Consider the following 18,605-nt stretch of genomic DNA (forward strand, 5'->3'; position numbering starts at 1 on the left):
TTGTATGGCTTAGGTCGGGTATGTACGAGTTTAATCTGGTGTTGCTGCTGCTTCAGCAGATGTGTGTTTTTCTGGTCATCGCCTGGCTGATGAGCAAAACCCGGCTCTTTATTCCGCTAATGCAGGTCACTGTGCGTCTGCCGCACAAACTCCTCTGTTACGTCACCTTCTCTATTTTCTGCATTATGGGGACCTATTTTGGTCTGCATATCGAAGATTCCATTGCCAATACCCGCGCGATCGGCGCCGTGATGGGCGGGCTGTTGGGCGGCCCGGTGGTAGGGGGTCTGGTCGGGTTGACGGGGGGGCTTCACCGCTATTCGATGGGAGGCATGACGGCGCTGAGCTGCATGATTTCGACCATCGTCGAAGGGCTGCTTGGCGGACTGGTGCACAGTGTATTGATTCGTCGTGGCCGCCCCGACAAAGTGTTCAGCCCGCTGACCGCCGGGGCGATTACCTGTTTTGCCGAGCTGGTTCAAATGCTGATTATTCTGGCAATTGCGCGACCCTTTAACGATGCGCTGCATCTGGTGCAAAGCATTGCCGCGCCGATGATGGTTACGAATACCGTTGGTGCGGCGTTGTTTATGCGTATTCTGCTCGATAAGCGGGCGATGTTTGAGAAATACACCTCGGCGTTTTCCGCGACGGCGCTAAAGGTGGCGGCGTCGACAGAAGGGATTTTGCGCCAGGGTTTTAACGAAGAGAACAGCATGAAGGTGGCGCAGGTGCTGATCCAGGAGCTGGATATCGGCGCGGTGGCGATCACTGATCGCGATAAGCTGCTGGCTTTCACCGGTATTGGCGACGATCATCATCTGCCAGGCAAACCGATCTCGTCATCGTACACGCAAAAGGCGATTGATACCGGCGATGTGGTCTATGCCGACGGCAATGAAGTGCCGTACCGCTGCTCTATTCACCCGAACTGCAAGCTCGGCTCGACGCTGGTGATCCCGCTCCGCGGTGAGAATCAGCGCGTGATTGGCACCATTAAGCTTTATGAAGCGAAAAACCGCCTGTTCAGTTCAATTAACCGCACACTGGGCGAGGGGATCGCGCAATTGCTGTCGGCGCAGATCCTTGCCGGGCAGTACGAACGGCAAAAGGCGTTGCTGACGCAATCGGAAATCAAGCTACTGCATGCGCAGGTGAATCCGCATTTCCTGTTTAACGCGCTGAATACGCTGATGGCGGTGATCCGCCGCGACAGTGATCAGGCGGGGCAACTGGTGCAATATCTGTCGACCTTCTTTCGTAAAAACCTGAAGCGGCCGTCGGAAGTGGTGACGCTGGCGGATGAAATCGAGCACGTGAACGCCTATCTGCAAATCGAAAAGGCACGTTTTCAGTCTCGTTTACAGGTGACGCTGTTTGTCCCGGAATCGCTGTCGCATCATCAACTGCCTGCGTTTACGCTACAACCTATTGTGGAGAACGCGATTAAACACGGTACATCACAACATCTCGGTGTGGGCGAGATCTCCATTCAGGCAAGCCAGCATGGTCAGTACCTGCAACTGGATATCGAAGACAACGCCGGCTTGTATCAACCCAGGGAAAACGCCAGCGGACTGGGCATGAATCTGGTGGATAAACGACTTCGCGCCCGCTTTGGCGACAACTGCGGCATCACGGTGACCTGTGAACCGGAACGGTTTACCCGTATCACCCTGAGACTGCCCCTGGAGGAGACGGCATGCTAAATGTGCTGATTGTCGATGATGAACCCCTGGCACGAGAGAATCTGCGCATTCTGCTACAGGAACAAAATGATATTGAAATCGTCGGTGAGTGTTCAAATGCGGTCGAAGGCATTGGCGCTGTGCATCGTCTGCGCCCGGACGTGTTGTTTCTCGACATCCAGATGCCGCGCATCAGCGGGCTGGAGATGGTCGGCATGCTCGACCCGGAACACCGGCCATATATCGTTTTTCTCACCGCCTTTGACGAATACGCGGTAAAAGCCTTCGAAGAGCATGCGTTTGACTACCTGCTCAAACCCATTGAAGCGAAGCGGCTGGAGAAAACCCTGACGCGCCTGCGCCAGGAGCGCACTCTGCAGGATGTCTCCGTCCTCGGCGAAAACCAGCAGGTGCTGAAGTACATTCCTTGTACCGGCCATAGCCGGATCTACCTGTTGCAAATGGAAGATGTGGCGTTTGTCAGCAGCCGGATGAGCGGCGTGTACGTCACCAGCCATGAAGGCAAAGAAGGGTTCACGGAATTAACGCTGCGCACGCTGGAGAGCCGCACGCCACTGGTGCGCTGCCATCGTCAGCATATGGTCAATCTGGCGCATGTCAAAGAGATCCGCCTTGAGGAAAATGGTCAGGCTGAGTTACTGCTGCGCGCCGGGCAAACCGTGCCGGTCAGCCGTCGCTACCTGAAAAGCCTGAAAGAGGCGATTGGGTTGTAGCCCGGTTGCGGTTACACTACGGGTTTGCGCCCGATTCCAGCCATCGTTTTTTTGCCCGGCGGTTTGTGCTTGTCGGGTCAACATCTTAATTTTCTGAAGGCAACATGCTGAATAATGATATTTTACGTAGCCTGCGCTACGCCCTGAAAACTAACAACCAGGGTCTGGTGCGGCTGATTGCGCTCGGCGAAACGGACGTGGTGGAAGCGCAGATTGCGCCATGGTTGCGAAAAGAAGAAGAAGAGGGGTATGAACGTTGCCCTGACATCGTGCTGTCCGCGTTGCTGAACGGCCTGATTTACGACAAACGTGGTCGTGATGAAGACGCGCCGCCGCTGGCGCTTGAGCGCAGACTGAATAATAACATCGTGCTGAAGAAGCTGCGCATCGCCTTTTCCCTGAAAACGGATGATATTCTGGCGATCCTCACTGAACAAAAATTCCGCGTATCAATGCCAGAAATTACCGCCATGATGCGTGCCCCGGAACACAAAAATTTCCGCGAGTGCGGGGATCAGTTCATGCGTTATTTCCTGCGCGGCCTGACGGTGCGTCTGCATCAGGCATAAAAAAAGCCGGATTTCTCCGGCTTGATTCGATTTTCCTGGCTTAGCCCGGGAACCACTGGTCGCTGATTTTCTGATAGGTGCCATCGGCTTTGATGGCTTTCAGCGCGCTGTTCAGTTTCTCTACCAGCGCGTTGTTGTCCGGACGAACCGCGATGCCAAGACCGGTGCCGAAGTATTGCGGATCGGTCACTTTCGGCGTGGCGGTACCCAGCTGCGGGTTGGTTTTCAGCCACTCATTCACTACCGCGGTATCACCAAATACGCCGTCGATACGGCCGTTTTTCAGGTCGATGATGGCGTTCTGGTAGCTGTCATACGCCACAGTTTTCACTTCCGGGTGCTTATCCTGCAAATATTTCTGGTGGGTGGTACCGTTTTCCATGCCGATGCGTTTGCCTTTCAGATCGTCGAATGTCTTATACGCGTCTTTCTTCGCAATCACCACCGCCGAGTTGGCATAGTACGGGTCGGTAAAGGTGACCTGTTTGCTACGCTCCGGGGTGATATCCATGCCGGAAATCACTGCATCGTATTTCTTAAACTTCAGCGACGGGATCAGGCTGTCAAAGGCGTGGTTGGTGAAGGTGCATTCTGCCTGCATTTGTTTGCACAGTGCTTTCGCCAGATCAATATCAAAACCCACAATCTGGTTGCTGGCATCCAGCGATTCAAAAGGGGGATAGGTGGCGGAAACGCCAAAGCTGATTTTATCCGCGGCGACTGCGCTAGTGGCAAAAGTGGCAAACATTGCGGCCAGAAGTAATTTTTTCATGCGAAAGCTCCCGTCTGTCAATCTTATGATGTAGTGCCGTTTGCGGCATGACGTAACGATGCCACCAAATGAATTTGTATGCAATAAAAATGAGTAAATATTTTTATGTGAATAAAAAAAGACGGGAAGTAAAGGTACTTGCCCGTCTGGATGATACAAAACTATGCAATGTCTGGTAATAACACCGGCAGGTTATTTTCGCGTTTCAAAGGCCAGTGCTTTGCGTTCTATAAGGCGCATCATCAATGTCAGCAAACCGTTGACGATGAGGTAAATCACTCCCGCTGCGCCGAATACCATAACATCATAAGTCCGCCCGTAGAGCAACTGTCCGTGACCCATAACTTCCATTAATGTGATGGTGTACGCCAGAGACGTGCTCTTGAAGATCAGCACCACTTCGTTGGAGTAGGAGGAAAGGGCGCGCTTAAACGCATACGGCAACAGGATCGCCAGCGTGTCTTTCTTGCTCATTCCCAGTGCGCCGCAGGATTGCCATTGCCCTTCCGGGATAGCGCGAACGGCACCGTAAAACAGCTGGGTGGTGTAGGCCGCACTGTTGAGCGACAGCGCGATAAGCGCGCACAGCCACGGTTCCGACAGCAGATGCCAGATCACCGGATATTCCTGCAACGTCGGGAACTGACCCGGCCCGTAGTAAATCAGGAAGATCTGCACCAGCAGCGGCGTACCAGTGAACAGCGTGATATACGCGCGCACAATCCACACCAGCACCGGTGTTTTCAGTGTCAGAATGATGGTGAAAACCAGCGCCAGCACCAGCGCGACGAGAAGCGACGCGACGGTCAGCGTCAGGCTGGTGTGCAGCCCTTTCAGCAGTTCCGGAAAATACTCAACCATCAGCCTGGTCTCCGTTCAAAGCGAGTGGCACGCAGGTCAATGCGTTTGAGAATGTACTGGCTGAAGAGGGTGATCACCAGGTAAATGGCCGCCGCCACGATGTACCAGGTAAACGGCTCCTGGGTGCGCGTCGCGATGCTTTTAGTCTGCAACATCAGGTCATTCACGCTGATAAGCGAAACCAGCGCCGTATCCTTCAACAACACCAGCCACTGGTTACCCAGCCCCGGCAAAGCATGACGCCACATCTGCGGCATTACCAGACGGAAGAAAATCGCGCTTTTCGACAACCCCAGCGCCTGACCGGATTCCCACTGGCCCACCGGCACGGCTTTCAGCGCGCCGCGCAGAGTTTGCGAGGCATAGGCGGAATAGAGCAGCGACAATGCAATCACACCGCACAGGAACGGGCTGACGTCGAAGTTTTCGATCTCCATTTGTACGGGGATTTGCACCACGCCGAGATTCAGGGTGAAGCCGTCGGAGAGCATCAGCAGCAACTGAGAAGAGCCGAAATAGATAAACAGGACTACCAGAATCTCCGGTAGCCCGCGCAGCACGGTCACCAGCGCGGAACCCGCCCATGCGATCGGGCGCCATTTTGCCGACTCCCAGACCGCAAAGAACATCGCCAGCACAAGCCCGATGATCAATGCACAAAGGGCAAGGCCGACGGTCATCCCGGCGGCGCTTGCTAAAGGAAAAAATTCGTTCATTCAGGAATTACTTCTGAAACCATTTGTTGTAGATGGTTTCGTAAGTCCCATCTTTCTTCACTTTTTCCAGCGCAGCGTTAAATTTCTGCTGCAGGTCGGTATTGCCCTGACGCACAGCGATGCCGAGGCCGGTACCGAAATAGTCTTTATCGGTGACTTTGTCGCCGACAGCGGCCAGTTTCGGGTTGGCCTTCAGCCACTCGGTCACCACCGCGGTGTCACCGAATACCGCATCAATACGCCCGTTTTGCAGATCCAGTTTCGCATTCTGGTAGCTGTCGTAAGGCACAGTGGTGATTTCCGGATGTTTATCCATGATGAATTTCTGGTGCGTGGTGCCGTTCTGCACGCCTACTTTCTTGCCTTTCAGCTGATCAATGCTGGTGAATTTACCCTGCTGACCGATGAACAGTGCGGAGTTGTCGTAGTACGGCGTGGTAAACAGCACCTGCTTTTCACGTTCCGGGGTGATATCCATACCGGCCATGACTGCGTCGATGCGGCGGAATTTCAGGCTCGGGATCAGGCTGTCAAACGCCTGATTGGTAAAGGTACAGCTGGCGTCGATCTCTTTACACAGCGCGTTCGCCAGATCCACATCAAAACCGACAATCTTGTTGCTCGTATCCATTGATTCAAACGGAGGATAAGAGGCTTCCGTCGCAAAACGAATCGTCTGAGCAGCAGTGGCAGACAGGCTGACGCTGGCAAGCAGCGCGGCAATCAGTACTTTTTTCATTGTCATTGTCCCGAAAACTTTAGTGAGAAAGGTAGTTTTTAAAGGCATCGGTTTTCGGTTCTGCGAAACAGCTCGCGTCCCCTTGCTCGATGATATGACCGTTTTCCATATAGACCACCCGGCTGGCGGTTTTACGCGCCACTTCCACTTCATGGGTGACGATCACCTGGGTAATTTTAGTTTGTGCCAGTTCGCGAATGATACTGACGATTTGCGCGGTAATTTCTGGATCGAGCGCCGCCGTCGGTTCGTCAAACAGCAGCACTTGCGGCTCCATCATCAGCGCGCGGGCAATCGCAACACGCTGCTGCTGACCGCCGGAGAGGTGCAGCGGATAACGATCACTGAAAGGCGTAAGACGCAGACGTTCCAGCAGCTTATCCGCACGTTCACGCGCCTGATCTTTACTCAATCCCAGCACACGGCAGGGCGCTTCAATCAGGTTTTGTAGCACGGTCAGATGTGGCCACAGGTTGTATTGCTGAAATACCATGCCGACGTTCTGTCGCAGCTCGCGGATAGCCTTGTCGGATGGGGTTTTCGCAAAATCGAAATGATTGCCTTCAATGGAGAGCTTACCGGAACGCGGCATCTCCAGAAGGTTAAGTACGCGTAGCAAAGAGCTCTTGCCTGCACCGCTTGGGCCAAGCAGTACCAGAGTTTCACCCTGTTGACACTCCAGCGTAATGTCAAAAAGCGCCTGATGTGCGCCATAGAAGCAATTAATGCCGTCTAATTTAATACTCATCGATACTCTTCATGCTTACAGAAAGGGCAGACATTGAGGCCGGAAATAGTAACGTTGGCAGAATAGTTATGCAATATTTATGCGTTAAAACTTAAATATAAACCACATTACTTACTAAACTTAGCACAAAATAGCGATTGCGAAGGACGGAAGGCAGAAATGTCGGCATTCATCACAGAATGCCAGACATTTTATCGGGTTTATCATTTAATGAACGGTGGCGGCTGGCATAATTACCGTTTTTCCAGTACCTGGCGCAGCGTACCGGCTGGCGCGTGGGCATTGGCGCCAAGGTAACGCACGTCATCTACGGCCCAGCACTGGCCTTCGCGGATCATCAGCACCTCATCCTGCCAGCGTTGTGTGCCCTGTTTCAGCTCCACACGCAGCGGAATGTTCCGTGCATCGGTATTCGGAATGGTGGAGGCACTGGCAACATCAGCGCTTTCCGGCAGCGTGGTACGGCTGGAGAAGGGATCAGACTGCAGAATAGCGCGATCGTCAGGGTTATGGCTGGCATCATTCAGCAGTTTTGCCAGACTGTCACTGAGGTACGGGCGCAGACCCGTCAGGTCATTATTTTTGTGCTGAATGCGATAGTCATAAAATTGTTGAGCCACCGCGTCCGGTCCGCCATCAACACACGGGCCGCTGCGGGTGCCAATATCCTTAAATGCTGGTGTGACGGTAGTGCAGGCGCTGAGCAGCAGCGCGCCGGGAACCAGAAGAGCGAGTTTTGTATAGCGCATCAGGATTTCCTTATAAACTAATGTGTAAATATCTTTTCAAGCATAGCGTATCGATCCGATAATGCGTTTGCGTATCTGAGCTAACGCATTGAACCTAAACAAAGGAGCCTCGAAATGCAATTCTCAACGACCCCAACCCTGGAAGGGCAAACCATCGTGGAATACTGCGGCGTGGTCACCGGTGAGGCCATTCTTGGCGCCAACATCTTCCGCGACTTCTTTGCGGGCATTCGTGACATCGTCGGCGGACGCTCCGGCTCGTATGAAAAAGAGCTGCGCAAAGCGCGGGAAATAGCCTTTGAAGAGATGGGCGATCAGGCTAAATCGATGGGCGCGGATGCGATCGTCGGAATTGATATTGATTACGAAACGGTCGGTCAGAACGGCAGTATGCTGATGGTGAGCGTCAGCGGGACGGCGGTCAAAACCCGCCGATGAAACGCCTTTTACTGCTACTGGCTGTGCTGCTGACGGGCTGTGCCAGTGAGCAGGGTATTATCGACAAAGACGGGTATCAACTCGATACTCGTCATCCTGCGCAGGTCGCGCTGCCGCGTATCAAAGTGCTGGTGATCCATTACACTGCCGACGATTTTGATGTCTCGCTGGCAACGCTGACGGATAAACACGTCAGCGCTCATTATCTGATCCCACAAGACCCGCCTGTGCATCACGGAAAACCGCGTATCTGGCAACTGGTGCCGGAAGACAAACTGGCCTGGCATGCGGGGATCAGCTTCTGGCGGGGCGCTACGCGCATCAACGACACGTCAATTGGCATTGAGCTGGAAAACCGTGGCTGGCAGAAATCGGCTGGAATAAAACATTTCACACCGTTTGCGCCAGAGCAAATCAGCGCGCTGATCCCACTGGCGAAGGACATTATCGCCCGTTATGACATCGCGCCGCAGAATGTGGTGGCGCATGCCGATGTGGCACCGCAGCGCAAGGATGATCCCGGCCCATTGTTCCCCTGGCAGCAACTGGCGCAACAGGGCATCGGCGCCTGGCCGGAGCCTGCCCGTGTGGCGTTTTATCTCAATGGTCGTTCGCCGTACGAGCCGGTAGAGGTTGCCTCGCTGCTCGATCTGCTTTCCCGTTACGGGTATGAGGTGACGCCGGATATGACCGACGCGCAGCAAAAGCGGGTGATTATGGCGTTTCAGATGCACTTCCGCCCGGCCCGCTGGGACGGCACGGCGGACGCCGAAACGCAGGCGATCGCCGACGCGTTGCTGGAGAAATACGGGCAGGGGTGAGCTTATAGTGAAGCTTAACGGGATGTGTGATGCTGAGCGCCCAGGCCCGTGCAAACGGAGTGCCGCCGGGCGCTAGCGGTGCAGCTTCCCGTGGTCGCGCAGCCAGGCGGCGGTGCGCATAATGCCTTCATCCACGGAGATCACGGGCTGGTAACCCAGTTCGTCCTGTGCGCGGGTGGTGTCGAGGGTGAAATCAAAATTCAGCTTCGAGACACCGTAGTGCGTCAGGGCCGGTTCTTTGGCGGATTTATTGCCGAAGTGCTCCATGCTGCGGGCGATCATGTCCAGCATTGGGTAGGGCACCGAGCGGATGCGGCATTTGATGCCCAGCTCGTCGATGAGTTTTTGCACGATGCTGCGCAGTGTGCGGTGTTCGCCGTTGGTGATGTTGTATGCCCGCCCGGAGGGCAGCGCGTCGCACAACGGCTGGCTCGCCAGCCACATCGCGTGAACGGCATTTTCGTAATAGGTCATGTCCACCAGTGCCTCACCGCCGCGCGGCAACAGCACGCTGCCGTAGTGATGCATCATCTGCGCCAGACGGGGGATGAAAACTTTGTCATGGGGGCCGAACAGGCTCTGCGGGCGCAAAATCGTAAAACGGGTGTTGGGGTTGGCCTGCGCCAGCATCTGGATGACTTCTTCGCTTGCGGCCTTACTGCGGGCAAATTCATTGGCAAAACGGTGTGGACGAAAGTCTTCCTGAATATCCCGGTGATGGTGATAGTCGAAATAGAGCGACGGGGAGGAGATATGAATAAAATTACGCACGCCCCATGCCACAGCCCATTCGCCCAGACGACGGGTGGCGCGCACGTTAGCGAGATCAAACGCCTGCTGCGTGCCCCAGGGTGAAGTGAAGCTGGAGCAATGCCACAGCGTATCAACGCCCGCCAGCATCACTTTGGCCTGAGAGGAGACCAGTTCGGTAAGATCGGCATGGACAAACTCCGCACCCATTTTCATCAGCAGCGTGCCCATCGCTTCGTTGCGACCCGTCGCGCGTACGCTGATGCCTTTGTTGCGCAGGTATTCCACCGCATTGCGGCCTAAACCGCTGGTGGCGCCGGTGACCAGAACCTTCATATCCGTCCACATGATAAAAAAAGAATTTCGTGCGCATTTTTCCGTGAATTGCCACAGTATGCAATGGGAAACATGAAAGAACTGTTGTTATTTTAAGACCTTGATTGTGATTTGTTCTGCAAAACGCGCAATTGTCCGCGCCATGCCTCTGAAAATGAACAGATGTGCGGGGATCATCAGCAGCCAGTAAAACAGCCCCGGCATGCCATGCGGATGCCACCAGGCGCGTACATCCAGTTCGCGGTGCGAGCCTTTATCGCAAAGGGTAAAACTGAGGCGGCCGAGTCCTGGCGCTTTCATGCCGAACAGCAACGTCAGCTGTTTTTCTGGCTCGACAATAATCACTTTCCAGCTGTCCACCGCGTCGCCGGTTTGCAGGTACTGATGGTCAGGGCGACCTTTCGCCAGCTTATGGCCGACCAGCAGATCCAGACTGGCGCGGATTTTCCACAGAATATTGCCGAAGAAATAGCCCTCGTTGCCGCCGATGCGGTTGACCACTTCCCACAACGCGCTCAGGCTGGCAGAGGTCTGCACCGTGCAGCCCGCCTGTTTGGCGTAGTAGCCATATTCCGGGCGCCAGCGGGCAAACGCCTGCGGGTCGTAACCCCAGTCGCTGGAGTTCACCAGTTTTTCCTCTTCTTTCAGCGTGCGGCGCACCGCGTCATCAAAACGGATCAGCGACTGTGGAATGAGAACGCGCAGCGCGGCGTCATCGGCTAACAGATCGTGCTTCAACCCCTGGATCAGTGCCTTGGCGGTGGTTGGCGGCACGGAGGTAATCACATTGAGGAACCACACCGACACCCAACTGGTGGGGAAGGGCACGGGGATCAGCAGCCGGTGACGGCCACTGACCTGCATGAAATGCTCGAACTGCTGCTGATAACTCAGTACGTCCGGCCCGGCGGCTTCAAAAATGCGGTGATCAGGCGCAGGGTGATTTAACAGCTCTACCAGATAAAACAGCAGGTTTTCCAGCGCAATCGGCGTGGTTCGCGAGCGTACCCAGCGCGGCGGCGTCAGCACCGGCAGGTTGTACACCATATCGCGCATCACTTCGAAGGCAGCAGAGCCTGCGCCGACGATAATGCCGGCGCGCAGTTCCGTCACCGGGCAGCCCGCATCGCGCAGCACGTCGGCGGTGATTTGCCGGGCGCGCAGATGTTCTGACTGCTGACTTTCCGGTGCCTGCAGCGAGCTGAGAAAGATAATTTGCTTCACCGGCGTGTCACGCAACGCATCGCGTACGTTCAGTGCCACCTGCCGTTCATGGGCGACAAAATCGCCGCCTTCGCCCATGCCGTGTACCAGGTAATAAAGCGTGTCCACGCCGTTTAACAGGTCGGGCAGATTTTGTGGCCAGATGAGATCGACCTGATGGCAGCTGACGCCGGGCAACTGTCGTTTTTCCAGCCGTTCAATACGACGTGCCGCCGCCCGCACGGTATAGCCGCGCTGGCTAAGCTCAGTCACCAGATGTTGGCCGATATAGCCGCTGGCGCCGAGCACCAGAATGGGTTGCGACACGTACGCCACTCCTTAACGCTGTAAAAATGCCTGCCAGTGGCTGACTACCTGCGCCAGCTGTTCGCGGTTGACATCAAGATGCATTACCAGACGCAGGGCGGGAGCCGCGTTGATCAGCACGCCGCGCTCGCGCATAAACTCGCCCAGCGCGGCCGCGTGAGTTTCACCGACGCGAACAAACAGCATGTTGGTATCATGGCGCATGACATCGACGCCTGTTTCACGCAACTGCGCAGCCATCCAGGCGGCGTTGTCGTGATCCTGTTGCAGTCGCTGGACATTGTTTTTCAGCGCATACAACCCGGCGGCTGCCAGAATACCGGCCTGACGCATACCGCCGCCGGCCATTTTACGCCAGCGGGTTGCCCGTTTGATGTAGTCCGCGCTGCCGACCAGCAGCGAACCGACCGGCGTCCCCAGTCCTTTTGACAGGCAGATGGTGAAGGAGTCGCAGTATTGCGTCACGTCGCGGAGCTCGCAGCCGTAATCCACCACAGCGTTAAAGATCCGCGCGCCATCAACATGCAGGGAAAGCCCGCGCTCGCGGGTGAATTCCCACGCCTGTTTCAGGTATTCACGCGGCAGTACTTTGCCGTTGTGGGTGTTTTCCAGACTCAGCAGGCGCGTGCGCGCAAAGTGAATATCATCGGCTTTGATTTTGGCCGCGACGTTGTCGAGTGGCAGCGTGCCGTCCGGCGCGGCGTCAATCGGTTGCGGCTGAATGCTGCCCAGCACGGCAGCACCGCCCGCTTCATAGAGATAGTTATGCGCCACCTGGCCGACGATATACTCTTCGCCGCGTTCGCAATGGCTCAGCAGCGCCACGAGATTGGCTTGGGTGCCGGTGGGTAGAAACAGCGCCGCCTCTTTTCCGCCCAGTTCGGCGGCGTAGCGCTGCAGTTCGTTGACGGTAGGGTCGTCGCCATAGACGTCATCCCCGACCGGGGCAGCCATCATAGCTTCCAGCATGACACGCCCCGGACGGGTGACGGTATCACTACGTAGATCGATCACGGCATTTCCTTATCAGATACAGGGTAATGCCATCCTTTTTACCTGAGCCAGTTGGTTTTCGCCAGTTCGATCACTTCATCACCGCGTCCGCTGATGATGGCGCGCAGCATATACAGACTGAATCCTTTGGCCTGTTCGAGTTTAATTTGCGGTGGGATCGCCAGCTCTTCTTTTGCCACCACGACGTCCACCAGTACCGGGCCGTCAATGCTGAAAGCGCGTTGAAGCGCGTCATTGACGTCCGCAGCTTTCTCCACCCGAATACCGGTAATGCCGCAGGCTTCGGCGATGCGGGCAAAATTGGTGTCGTGCAGTTCGGTGCCATCGGTCAGATAGCCACCCGCTTTCATCTCCATCGCCACAAAGCCAAGCACACTGTTGTTAAAGACGATGATTTTCACCGGCAGTTTCATCTGCACTACTGACAGAAAATCCCCCATTAGCATACTGAAACCGCCGTCGCCGCACATCGCCACCACCTGACGGTTGGGATCGGTCGCTTTGGCGCCTAACGCCTGCGGCATGGCGTTGGCCATTGAGCCGTGGTTAAACGAGCCAATCAGACGGCGCTTGCCGTTCATCTTCAGATAGCGCGCCGCCCAGACGGTAGGCGTGCCAACGTCGCAGGTGAAGATGGCGTCGTCATCGGCGAGCTGGCTGATTTGCTGCGCCAGATACTGCGGGTGAATCGCTTTGTCGCTTGGTTTAGCCAGGTCGTCCAGCCCTTTGCGCGCGTCGCGGTAGTGCTCCAGTGCCTTATCGAGGAATTTACGGTCAGTTTTTTCTTCTACAAATGGCAACAGCGCAGACAGTGTGGATTTGATATCACCCACCAGCGCCATATCGACTTTACTGTGCGCACCAATACCGGCGGGATTGATATCGATCTGAATGATTTTGGCGTCGGTCGGGTAAAAGGCGCGGTACGGGAACTGGGTACCGAGCAGCACCAGCGTGTCGGCGTTCATCATGGTGTGGAAACCGGAAGAAAAACCAATCAGCCCGGTCATGCCGACGTCGTACGGGTTGTCATACTCGACGTGCTCTTTACCGCGCAGAGCGTGGACAATCGGCGCTTTCAGTTTCGCGGCAAATTCAACCAGCTCTTTATGCGCGCCCGCACAACCGCTGCCGCACATCAGGGCGATGTTGCTCGAATAGCGCAACAATTGCGCCAGTTTTCTCAGTTCTTCTTCGGCAGGCGTCACGATCGGCTGCGGTGCGTGATACCAGTGCGAACTGGCAGTTTCTGGTGCCGGTTTCAGAGCCACATCGCCGGGTAACACCACCACTGACACGCCGCGTTTCAGCACGGCCTGACGCATCGCGACGGCCAACACCTGGGGGATTTGTTCCGGGTTCGACACCAGCTCACAGTAGTGGCTACATTCACGGAACAGCTCCTGCGGATGCGTCTCCTGAAAATAGCCGCTGCCGATTTCACTGGAGGGAATATGCGCGGCGATCGCCAGCACCGGAACGTGGTTACGGTGGCAGTCGAACAGCCCGTTAATCAGGTGCAGGTTACCCGGCCCGCAGGAACCCGCACACACCGCCAGCTCTCCGGTTAATTGTGCCTCTGCGCCTGCGGCAAAGGCCGCCACCTCTTCATGGCGTGTCGACATCCAGTCAATCGTGCCCATCCGGTTCAGGCTATCGCTCAGACCGTTCAGCGAGTCTCCGGTGACTCCCCAGATACGTTTGACACCCGCCTGTTCGAGAGTTTTTGCAATATAAGCCGCCACGGTTTGTTTCATGGTTGTCCATCTCCGTTTTTGTGATAACGCTTACAAGCTTAGAAGAAAGTCACCGTATTGCCCGACAAATACCTGCCATTAAAAGGTGCTTTTCATGCGCAATTATTCGGCATAATCTGATGGTACCTCAAATGAAAACAGGAATTATTTCAAATGGCTGAATCATTATTACTTGCTGTTAATAGAAAGCTCGCGTGCGACGATCTCGGTAAACTCTTGTTACGACTTGCCGTGGGCGGGCTGATGTTGTTTCACGGCTTACATAAGTTATTTGATGGGGTTGCGGGCATCAGCGGTATGCTGGTGGCCAAAGGATTACCGGGGTTTATCGCTTATGGTGTATTGATTGGTGAAGTGGTCGCACCGGTGCTGATTATTCTTGGTGTGCTGACGCGCCCGGCAGCGCTGGTGTTGGCGCTGACGATGATCGTGGCATGGCTGATGGTCGGGATGGGCGAAACCTTCGCGCTGGACAAGGTCGGGGCATGGGCGATTGAGAGCCTGGTTTATTTCTTCATTGGCGCGCTGGCGGTGGCGTTTTTAGGGGCAGGGCGATACGCGGTAGCGAAAGATCCCGCGTGGAAATAGCGGCTTTGTAAGCCCGGTAAGCGCTGGCGCCACCGGGCTTTACAGACTACGCGAGGACAAGATCACCCTGCGGATGGCAGGAGCAGGCCAGCACGTAACCGCTGGCGATCTCCTGCTCCGTCAGAGTCATAGTACTGCTGACAGTGTAATTGCCGGAAACGACTTTGGTTTTACAACTTCCACATACCCCGGCGCGACAGGCGGCATTGACCGGGACTTTGTTGCTTTCCAGTGCTTCCAGCAACGTGGTGCCGACACGGCCAAAAAATGTTTTTGCCGGTTGCAGTTTGGTGAATTTCAGCCCGCTGGTGGCCGCTTCCGCGACCGGTGTAAAAAACTGCTCTTTATAGAACTGTGTAACACCCAGCGCTTTCACTTCATCTTCTACCATCGCCATGTACGGCGCCGGACCGCAGGTCATCACTGTGCGGGAGGCGAGATCCGGTACCCCCGCCAGCAACTCACGGGTGAGACGACCAGCAATGAAACCGTCCGTGGCGTTGTTTTCTGCGACCAGAGTGACGGGATACTGACGCCACTCATCGGCGAAAATAACGTCCTGCGGCGAACGGACGTTAAAGATCACCTGCACATCCGCCTGTGGACGATATTTTGCCAGCCAGCGACGCATCGACATCACCGGCGTCACGCCGCAACCACCGGCCAACAGCAGAAAACGGTCGGTCGCTTTGTCATCACAGGTGAATTCACCCTGAGCACCAGAAAGCCAGAGGTAATCGCCACGTTTCACGTCGTTCGTCAGCCACTGCGAACCCGTGCCATCATCAATGCGACGGATGGTCAGCGTGAGGTACTCGCTGACGCCCGGCGTTGAAGAGAGCGTATAGGCACGCAGGGTCTCCGCCGAATTGCGGATACTGACCAGCGCATATTGTCCGGCGCGGTACGGATAATAGTCGTGACACAGCAGCGACAGCGTCCAGACATCCGGGGTTTCCTGAGTGATGTGATGAACCTGCATCCGCCACGGACACTGTGATGTTGGCATCGTCATGCTTAACTCCTTACGCGCACAGTAACTGCTGCATATCCTGTTCAACGGTGGTGACCGAACGCAGGCCAAATTTCTCATTCAGCACGGCCAGTAGATCCGGCGTCAGGAAGCCAGGCGCAGTCGGGCCGGTGACGATGTTTTTCACGCCCAGCGACAGTAAAGTCAGCAAAATGACAATCGCTTTCTGTTCGAACCAGGAGAGTACCAGCGACAGCGGCAGATCGTTCACACCACAGCCCAGTTTTTCCGCCAGAGTTACCGCCAGAATGATCGCGGAATAGGCGTCGTTACACTGACCGGCATCCACCAGACGCGGCAGACCTTCGATGTCGCCGAAGTCCAGCTTGTTGAAACGATATTTACCGCACGCCAGCGTCAGGATCAGGCAGTCGTCCGGCACGCTGGTGGCGAAATCGGTGAAGTAGCTGCGTTCATCGCGCGCACCGTCACAGCCGCCGACCAGGAAGATGTGCCGCAGTTTTTCACGGCTGACCAGGTCTATCAGGGTGTCTGCCGCGCCGAGCAGCGTCTGGCGGCCAAAGCCGACGGTGATCAGATGTTCAATTTCGCTGTACGGGAAGCCCGCCATTTGCTGCGCCTGATTGATAATCGGTGAGAAATCGTCGCCTTCGAGGTGGCTCACACCCGGCCAGCCGACGATGCTGCGGGTCCAGATGCGGTCGTCGTAGGCACCCACGGTAGGGTCGATTATGCAGTTGGAAGTCATGACGATGGGGCCAGGGAAACGGGCGAATTCTACCTGCTGATTCTGCCAGCCGCTGCCGTAGTTACCAACGAGATGTTTGAATTTACGCAGTTCAGGATAACCATGCGCCGGCAGCATTTCACCGTGGGTATAGACGTTAACGCCAGTGCCTTCGGTTTGCTGTAACAGGTTGTAGAGATCTTTCAGGTCATGGCCGGAGATAAGAATGCACTTCCCGGCAACGGCTTTCACGTTGACTTGCGTCGGGGTCGGATGGCCGTAAGCGTCGGTTTCACCGGCGTCGAGGATGCTCATCACTTTGAAATTCATCTGGCCGATTTCCATCGAGCATTCCAGTAGCGCGTTCATGTCTGTCGGCCAGGTACCCAGCCACGCCATGATTTTATGATATTGCGCATAAATACTGTTGTCGTACTGCCCCAGCACATGTGCGTGTTCCATGTACGCCGCGGCGCCTTTCAGACCATACAGGCACAGCAGACGCAGGCCGAGAATGTTGTCACCAATCGCCGCTTTGTCTTTATTCGGGGTGAATTCGGCGGCCTGACGTTGCAGTTCTCCGAGGTCGTCGCTGACCAGTTGCAGACCGGCCATCGGGTTATCAACGGCTACTGCCGGATCGTTATGCAGGCACTGCGCTTTCAGCATTTCGCGTCTGGCGATGGCTTCACGCGCGTAGGCAATAATGCGGGGGGAATCAAAGTTAACGTTGGTCAGGGTAGAGAAGAAGGCGCGAGGCGCAAAGTTATCGATATCATGGTCGATAATGCCGTATTCACGTGCTTTTACAGCCCATGCCGACAAGCCCTGCAGCGTGGCGATCAGCAGATCCTGCAGATCGGAGGTTTCCGCGGTTTTACCGCACATACCCTGCGCGTAAGAACAGCCGTTACCTGCCGGGGTACGAATGGTTTGTTCACATTGCACACAAAACATGGTCACACCTTTTAAAGTTATATTTGAGATACATGTTTAAGATTAAGCCTGTGCTATGTCGCTGAAAAGGTATTTTTAATGCAACTTACACAGAGATTGATTTAGCGCAATTTTGGCGGTAATGGCATTACCGCCATGGAGGTATTATGCGGAGAAGAAAGCCATTAATAATGGCACCATCAGGCTCAAAATAAAGCCATGCACAATGGCGGCGGGAACAATTTCAATTCCCCCGGAGCGTTGCAACACTGGCAGGGTAAAGTCCATTGACGTCGCGCCAGACAGCCCCAGCGCGGTGGAGCGGCTGCGGTGTACCAGCCCCGGAATCAGCATAATCGCAATAAGCTCGCGCGCCAGATCGTTAAAGAAGGCGGCGCTGCCAATCACCGGACCAAAAGCTTCGGTAAGTAAAATACCCGACAGAGAATACCAGCCGTATCCGGATGCCATTGCGAGACTGGTTTTTAACGGCAGGTCGAGAATAAAGGCATTAATCGCGCCGCCAATCAGCGAACTGATAACAACGATCACCGCGACAATCATTCCCCGACGATTCAGTATAATTTGTCTGAGCGTCATGCCATTATTTCTTAATTGCACACCAACGAGGAATAACAAAAAGATGAGCGTATATTCGCTGGCTTCGGTGGCATGCTGAAGAAAAGCAAGTCCGGTCAGTCCAAGTAAAAAACCGAGCACCACAACGCCGCAGAGTTTTAATGATTCCAGCGCCATCGCAATGCGTGACGGTAATTTCTCCTGTTGGTGCTGATGGCGCCAGGGAAGGATTCTTTCCAGCCACAACAGCGCCACCGTATTACACAGCAAAATAATAACGATACTGACGGCAGAATAGTGAAGGATCGCGAGCAAATTACTCGTCAGGTTATCCAGAAACGCCAGACTGATCCCCATAAAAAAGAGAATGACATACACAATCCAGCTTAACAGACGATTTATCAGTTTCAGCGTTGCGCTATGGCGCAGGGGAATAAGGTAACCTGCAATCAGCGGCAGGAGGATAATCAACAAGCCTGAGAACATGAACAGCCCGATCCTTTGAATAAAAATAGCGCACCAGACACTACCGAATTCCCGGGACTCAGTAAATAGATGC

General features: G+C 55.1%; 19 protein-coding genes. 6 read left to right on the top strand and 13 right to left on the bottom strand.

Annotated elements, in window-relative coordinates; all coding sequences use genetic code 11:
* Positions 1 to 20 precede the first annotated feature (20 nt).
* The 3 genes from QMG90_RS08485 (at position 21) to QMG90_RS08495 (ending at position 2,991) form a co-directional block, all read left to right on the top strand.
* Complete coding sequence (locus tag QMG90_RS08485; protein ID WP_038154761.1) at positions 21 to 1,709, top strand: sensor histidine kinase; 1,689 nt, start codon at positions 21 to 23, stop codon at positions 1,707 to 1,709.
* Positions 1,703 to 2,422: a two-component system response regulator BtsR gene (gene btsR / locus QMG90_RS08490; RefSeq protein ID WP_283283390.1), complete on the top strand. Its 720-nt coding sequence runs from the start codon at positions 1,703 to 1,705 to the stop codon at positions 2,420 to 2,422. Before QMG90_RS08485 ends, btsR begins: the two co-directional genes overlap by 7 nt.
* Before the next feature lie 104 nt (positions 2,423 to 2,526).
* Positions 2,527 to 2,991, top strand: coding sequence for a YehS family protein (locus QMG90_RS08495; protein WP_283283391.1), 465 nt, complete (start codon positions 2,527 to 2,529; stop codon positions 2,989 to 2,991).
* 40 nt (positions 2,992 to 3,031) lie between these two features.
* Here the strand turns inward: QMG90_RS08495 and artJ are convergent, their stop codons facing one another.
* The 6 genes from artJ to QMG90_RS08525 all read right to left on the bottom strand — a co-directional run bounded on the left by artJ (position 3,032) and on the right by QMG90_RS08525 (position 7,576).
* A complete protein-coding gene (artJ, locus tag QMG90_RS08500) occupies positions 3,032 to 3,763 on the bottom strand; it encodes an arginine ABC transporter substrate-binding protein ArtJ (RefSeq protein WP_283283392.1) in 732 nt (243 codons plus the stop codon).
* A gap of 192 nt (positions 3,764 to 3,955) precedes the next feature.
* On the bottom strand, positions 3,956 to 4,624 hold the full coding sequence (gene artM, locus QMG90_RS08505; protein ID WP_283283393.1) for an arginine ABC transporter permease ArtM: 669 nt from the start codon (positions 4,622 to 4,624) through the stop codon (positions 3,956 to 3,958).
* Positions 4,624 to 5,340: an arginine ABC transporter permease ArtQ gene (artQ, locus tag QMG90_RS08510; protein ID WP_283283394.1), complete on the bottom strand. Its 717-nt coding sequence runs from the start codon at positions 5,338 to 5,340 to the stop codon at positions 4,624 to 4,626. Before artQ ends, artM begins: the two co-directional genes overlap by 1 nt.
* A gap of 7 nt (positions 5,341 to 5,347) precedes the next feature.
* Complete coding sequence (gene artI, locus QMG90_RS08515; protein WP_283283395.1) at positions 5,348 to 6,079, bottom strand: arginine ABC transporter substrate-binding protein ArtI; 732 nt, start codon at positions 6,077 to 6,079, stop codon at positions 5,348 to 5,350.
* A 19-nt stretch (positions 6,080 to 6,098) separates the two neighbouring features.
* Positions 6,099 to 6,827, bottom strand: a complete 729-nt coding sequence (gene artP, locus QMG90_RS08520; RefSeq protein ID WP_283283396.1) for an arginine ABC transporter ATP-binding protein ArtP — start codon at positions 6,825 to 6,827, stop codon at positions 6,099 to 6,101.
* Between the two features lie 233 nt (positions 6,828 to 7,060).
* The gene (locus QMG90_RS08525; RefSeq protein WP_283283397.1) at positions 7,061 to 7,576 is read right to left on the bottom strand and encodes a lipoprotein; all 516 of its coding nucleotides are present in this window, start codon (positions 7,574 to 7,576) and stop codon (positions 7,061 to 7,063) included.
* 114 nt (positions 7,577 to 7,690) lie between these two features.
* Between QMG90_RS08525 and QMG90_RS08530 the strand changes: the two genes are divergently transcribed.
* Together QMG90_RS08530 and QMG90_RS08535 are read left to right on the top strand one after the other, a co-directional pair.
* On the top strand, positions 7,691 to 8,014 hold the full coding sequence (locus tag QMG90_RS08530) for a heavy metal-binding domain-containing protein (protein ID WP_038154748.1): 324 nt from the start codon (positions 7,691 to 7,693) through the stop codon (positions 8,012 to 8,014).
* Positions 8,011 to 8,835, top strand: a complete 825-nt coding sequence (locus QMG90_RS08535) for an N-acetylmuramoyl-L-alanine amidase (protein WP_283283398.1) — start codon at positions 8,011 to 8,013, stop codon at positions 8,833 to 8,835. The genes QMG90_RS08530 and QMG90_RS08535 overlap by 4 nt, the downstream gene beginning before the upstream one ends.
* A 72-nt stretch (positions 8,836 to 8,907) precedes the next feature.
* On the opposite strand, the gene QMG90_RS08540 is transcribed toward QMG90_RS08535, so the two are convergent.
* From QMG90_RS08540 to poxB, 4 genes are all read right to left on the bottom strand, one after another.
* Positions 8,908 to 9,921, bottom strand: a complete 1,014-nt coding sequence (locus QMG90_RS08540; protein ID WP_283283399.1) for an NAD-dependent epimerase/dehydratase family protein — start codon at positions 9,919 to 9,921, stop codon at positions 8,908 to 8,910.
* A gap of 87 nt (positions 9,922 to 10,008) precedes the next feature.
* Entirely contained in the window at positions 10,009 to 11,451 is a 1,443-nt protein-coding gene (locus QMG90_RS08545; protein WP_283283401.1) for an SDR family oxidoreductase, read from the bottom strand.
* A 12-nt stretch (positions 11,452 to 11,463) separates the two neighbouring features.
* Positions 11,464 to 12,465 carry a low-specificity L-threonine aldolase gene (ltaE, locus tag QMG90_RS08550; protein ID WP_283283402.1) on the bottom strand — a complete coding sequence of 334 codons (1,002 nt, stop codon included), beginning with the start codon at positions 12,463 to 12,465 and terminating at the stop codon, positions 11,464 to 11,466.
* Between the two features lie 38 nt (positions 12,466 to 12,503).
* Positions 12,504 to 14,222 carry a ubiquinone-dependent pyruvate dehydrogenase gene (gene poxB, locus QMG90_RS08555; protein WP_283283403.1) on the bottom strand — a complete coding sequence of 573 codons (1,719 nt, stop codon included), beginning with the start codon at positions 14,220 to 14,222 and terminating at the stop codon, positions 12,504 to 12,506.
* A 153-nt stretch (positions 14,223 to 14,375) separates the two neighbouring features.
* On the opposite strand from poxB, the gene QMG90_RS08560 reads away from it, so the two are divergent.
* On the top strand, positions 14,376 to 14,810 hold the full coding sequence (locus tag QMG90_RS08560) for a DoxX family protein (RefSeq protein WP_283283404.1): 435 nt from the start codon (positions 14,376 to 14,378) through the stop codon (positions 14,808 to 14,810).
* Positions 14,811 to 14,856: 46 nt separating this feature from the next.
* Here QMG90_RS08560 and hcr read toward each other — a convergent pair whose 3' ends face one another.
* The 3 genes from hcr to QMG90_RS08575 all read right to left on the bottom strand — a co-directional run bounded on the left by hcr (position 14,857) and on the right by QMG90_RS08575 (position 18,532).
* Positions 14,857 to 15,825: an NADH oxidoreductase gene (gene hcr, locus QMG90_RS08565; protein WP_283283405.1), complete on the bottom strand. Its 969-nt coding sequence runs from the start codon at positions 15,823 to 15,825 to the stop codon at positions 14,857 to 14,859.
* A 10-nt stretch (positions 15,826 to 15,835) separates the two neighbouring features.
* The gene (gene hcp / locus QMG90_RS08570) at positions 15,836 to 17,488 is read right to left on the bottom strand and encodes a hydroxylamine reductase (protein WP_283283406.1); all 1,653 of its coding nucleotides are present in this window, start codon (positions 17,486 to 17,488) and stop codon (positions 15,836 to 15,838) included.
* A gap of 144 nt (positions 17,489 to 17,632) precedes the next feature.
* Positions 17,633 to 18,532 carry a LysO family transporter gene (locus tag QMG90_RS08575; protein WP_283283407.1) on the bottom strand — a complete coding sequence of 300 codons (900 nt, stop codon included), beginning with the start codon at positions 18,530 to 18,532 and terminating at the stop codon, positions 17,633 to 17,635.
* Between the last annotated feature and the right edge of the window lie 73 nt (positions 18,533 to 18,605).

Source organism: Trabulsiella odontotermitis (assembly GCF_030053895.1).
In the GTDB taxonomy this organism is placed as follows: Bacteria; Pseudomonadota; Gammaproteobacteria; order Enterobacterales; family Enterobacteriaceae; genus Trabulsiella; species Trabulsiella odontotermitis_C.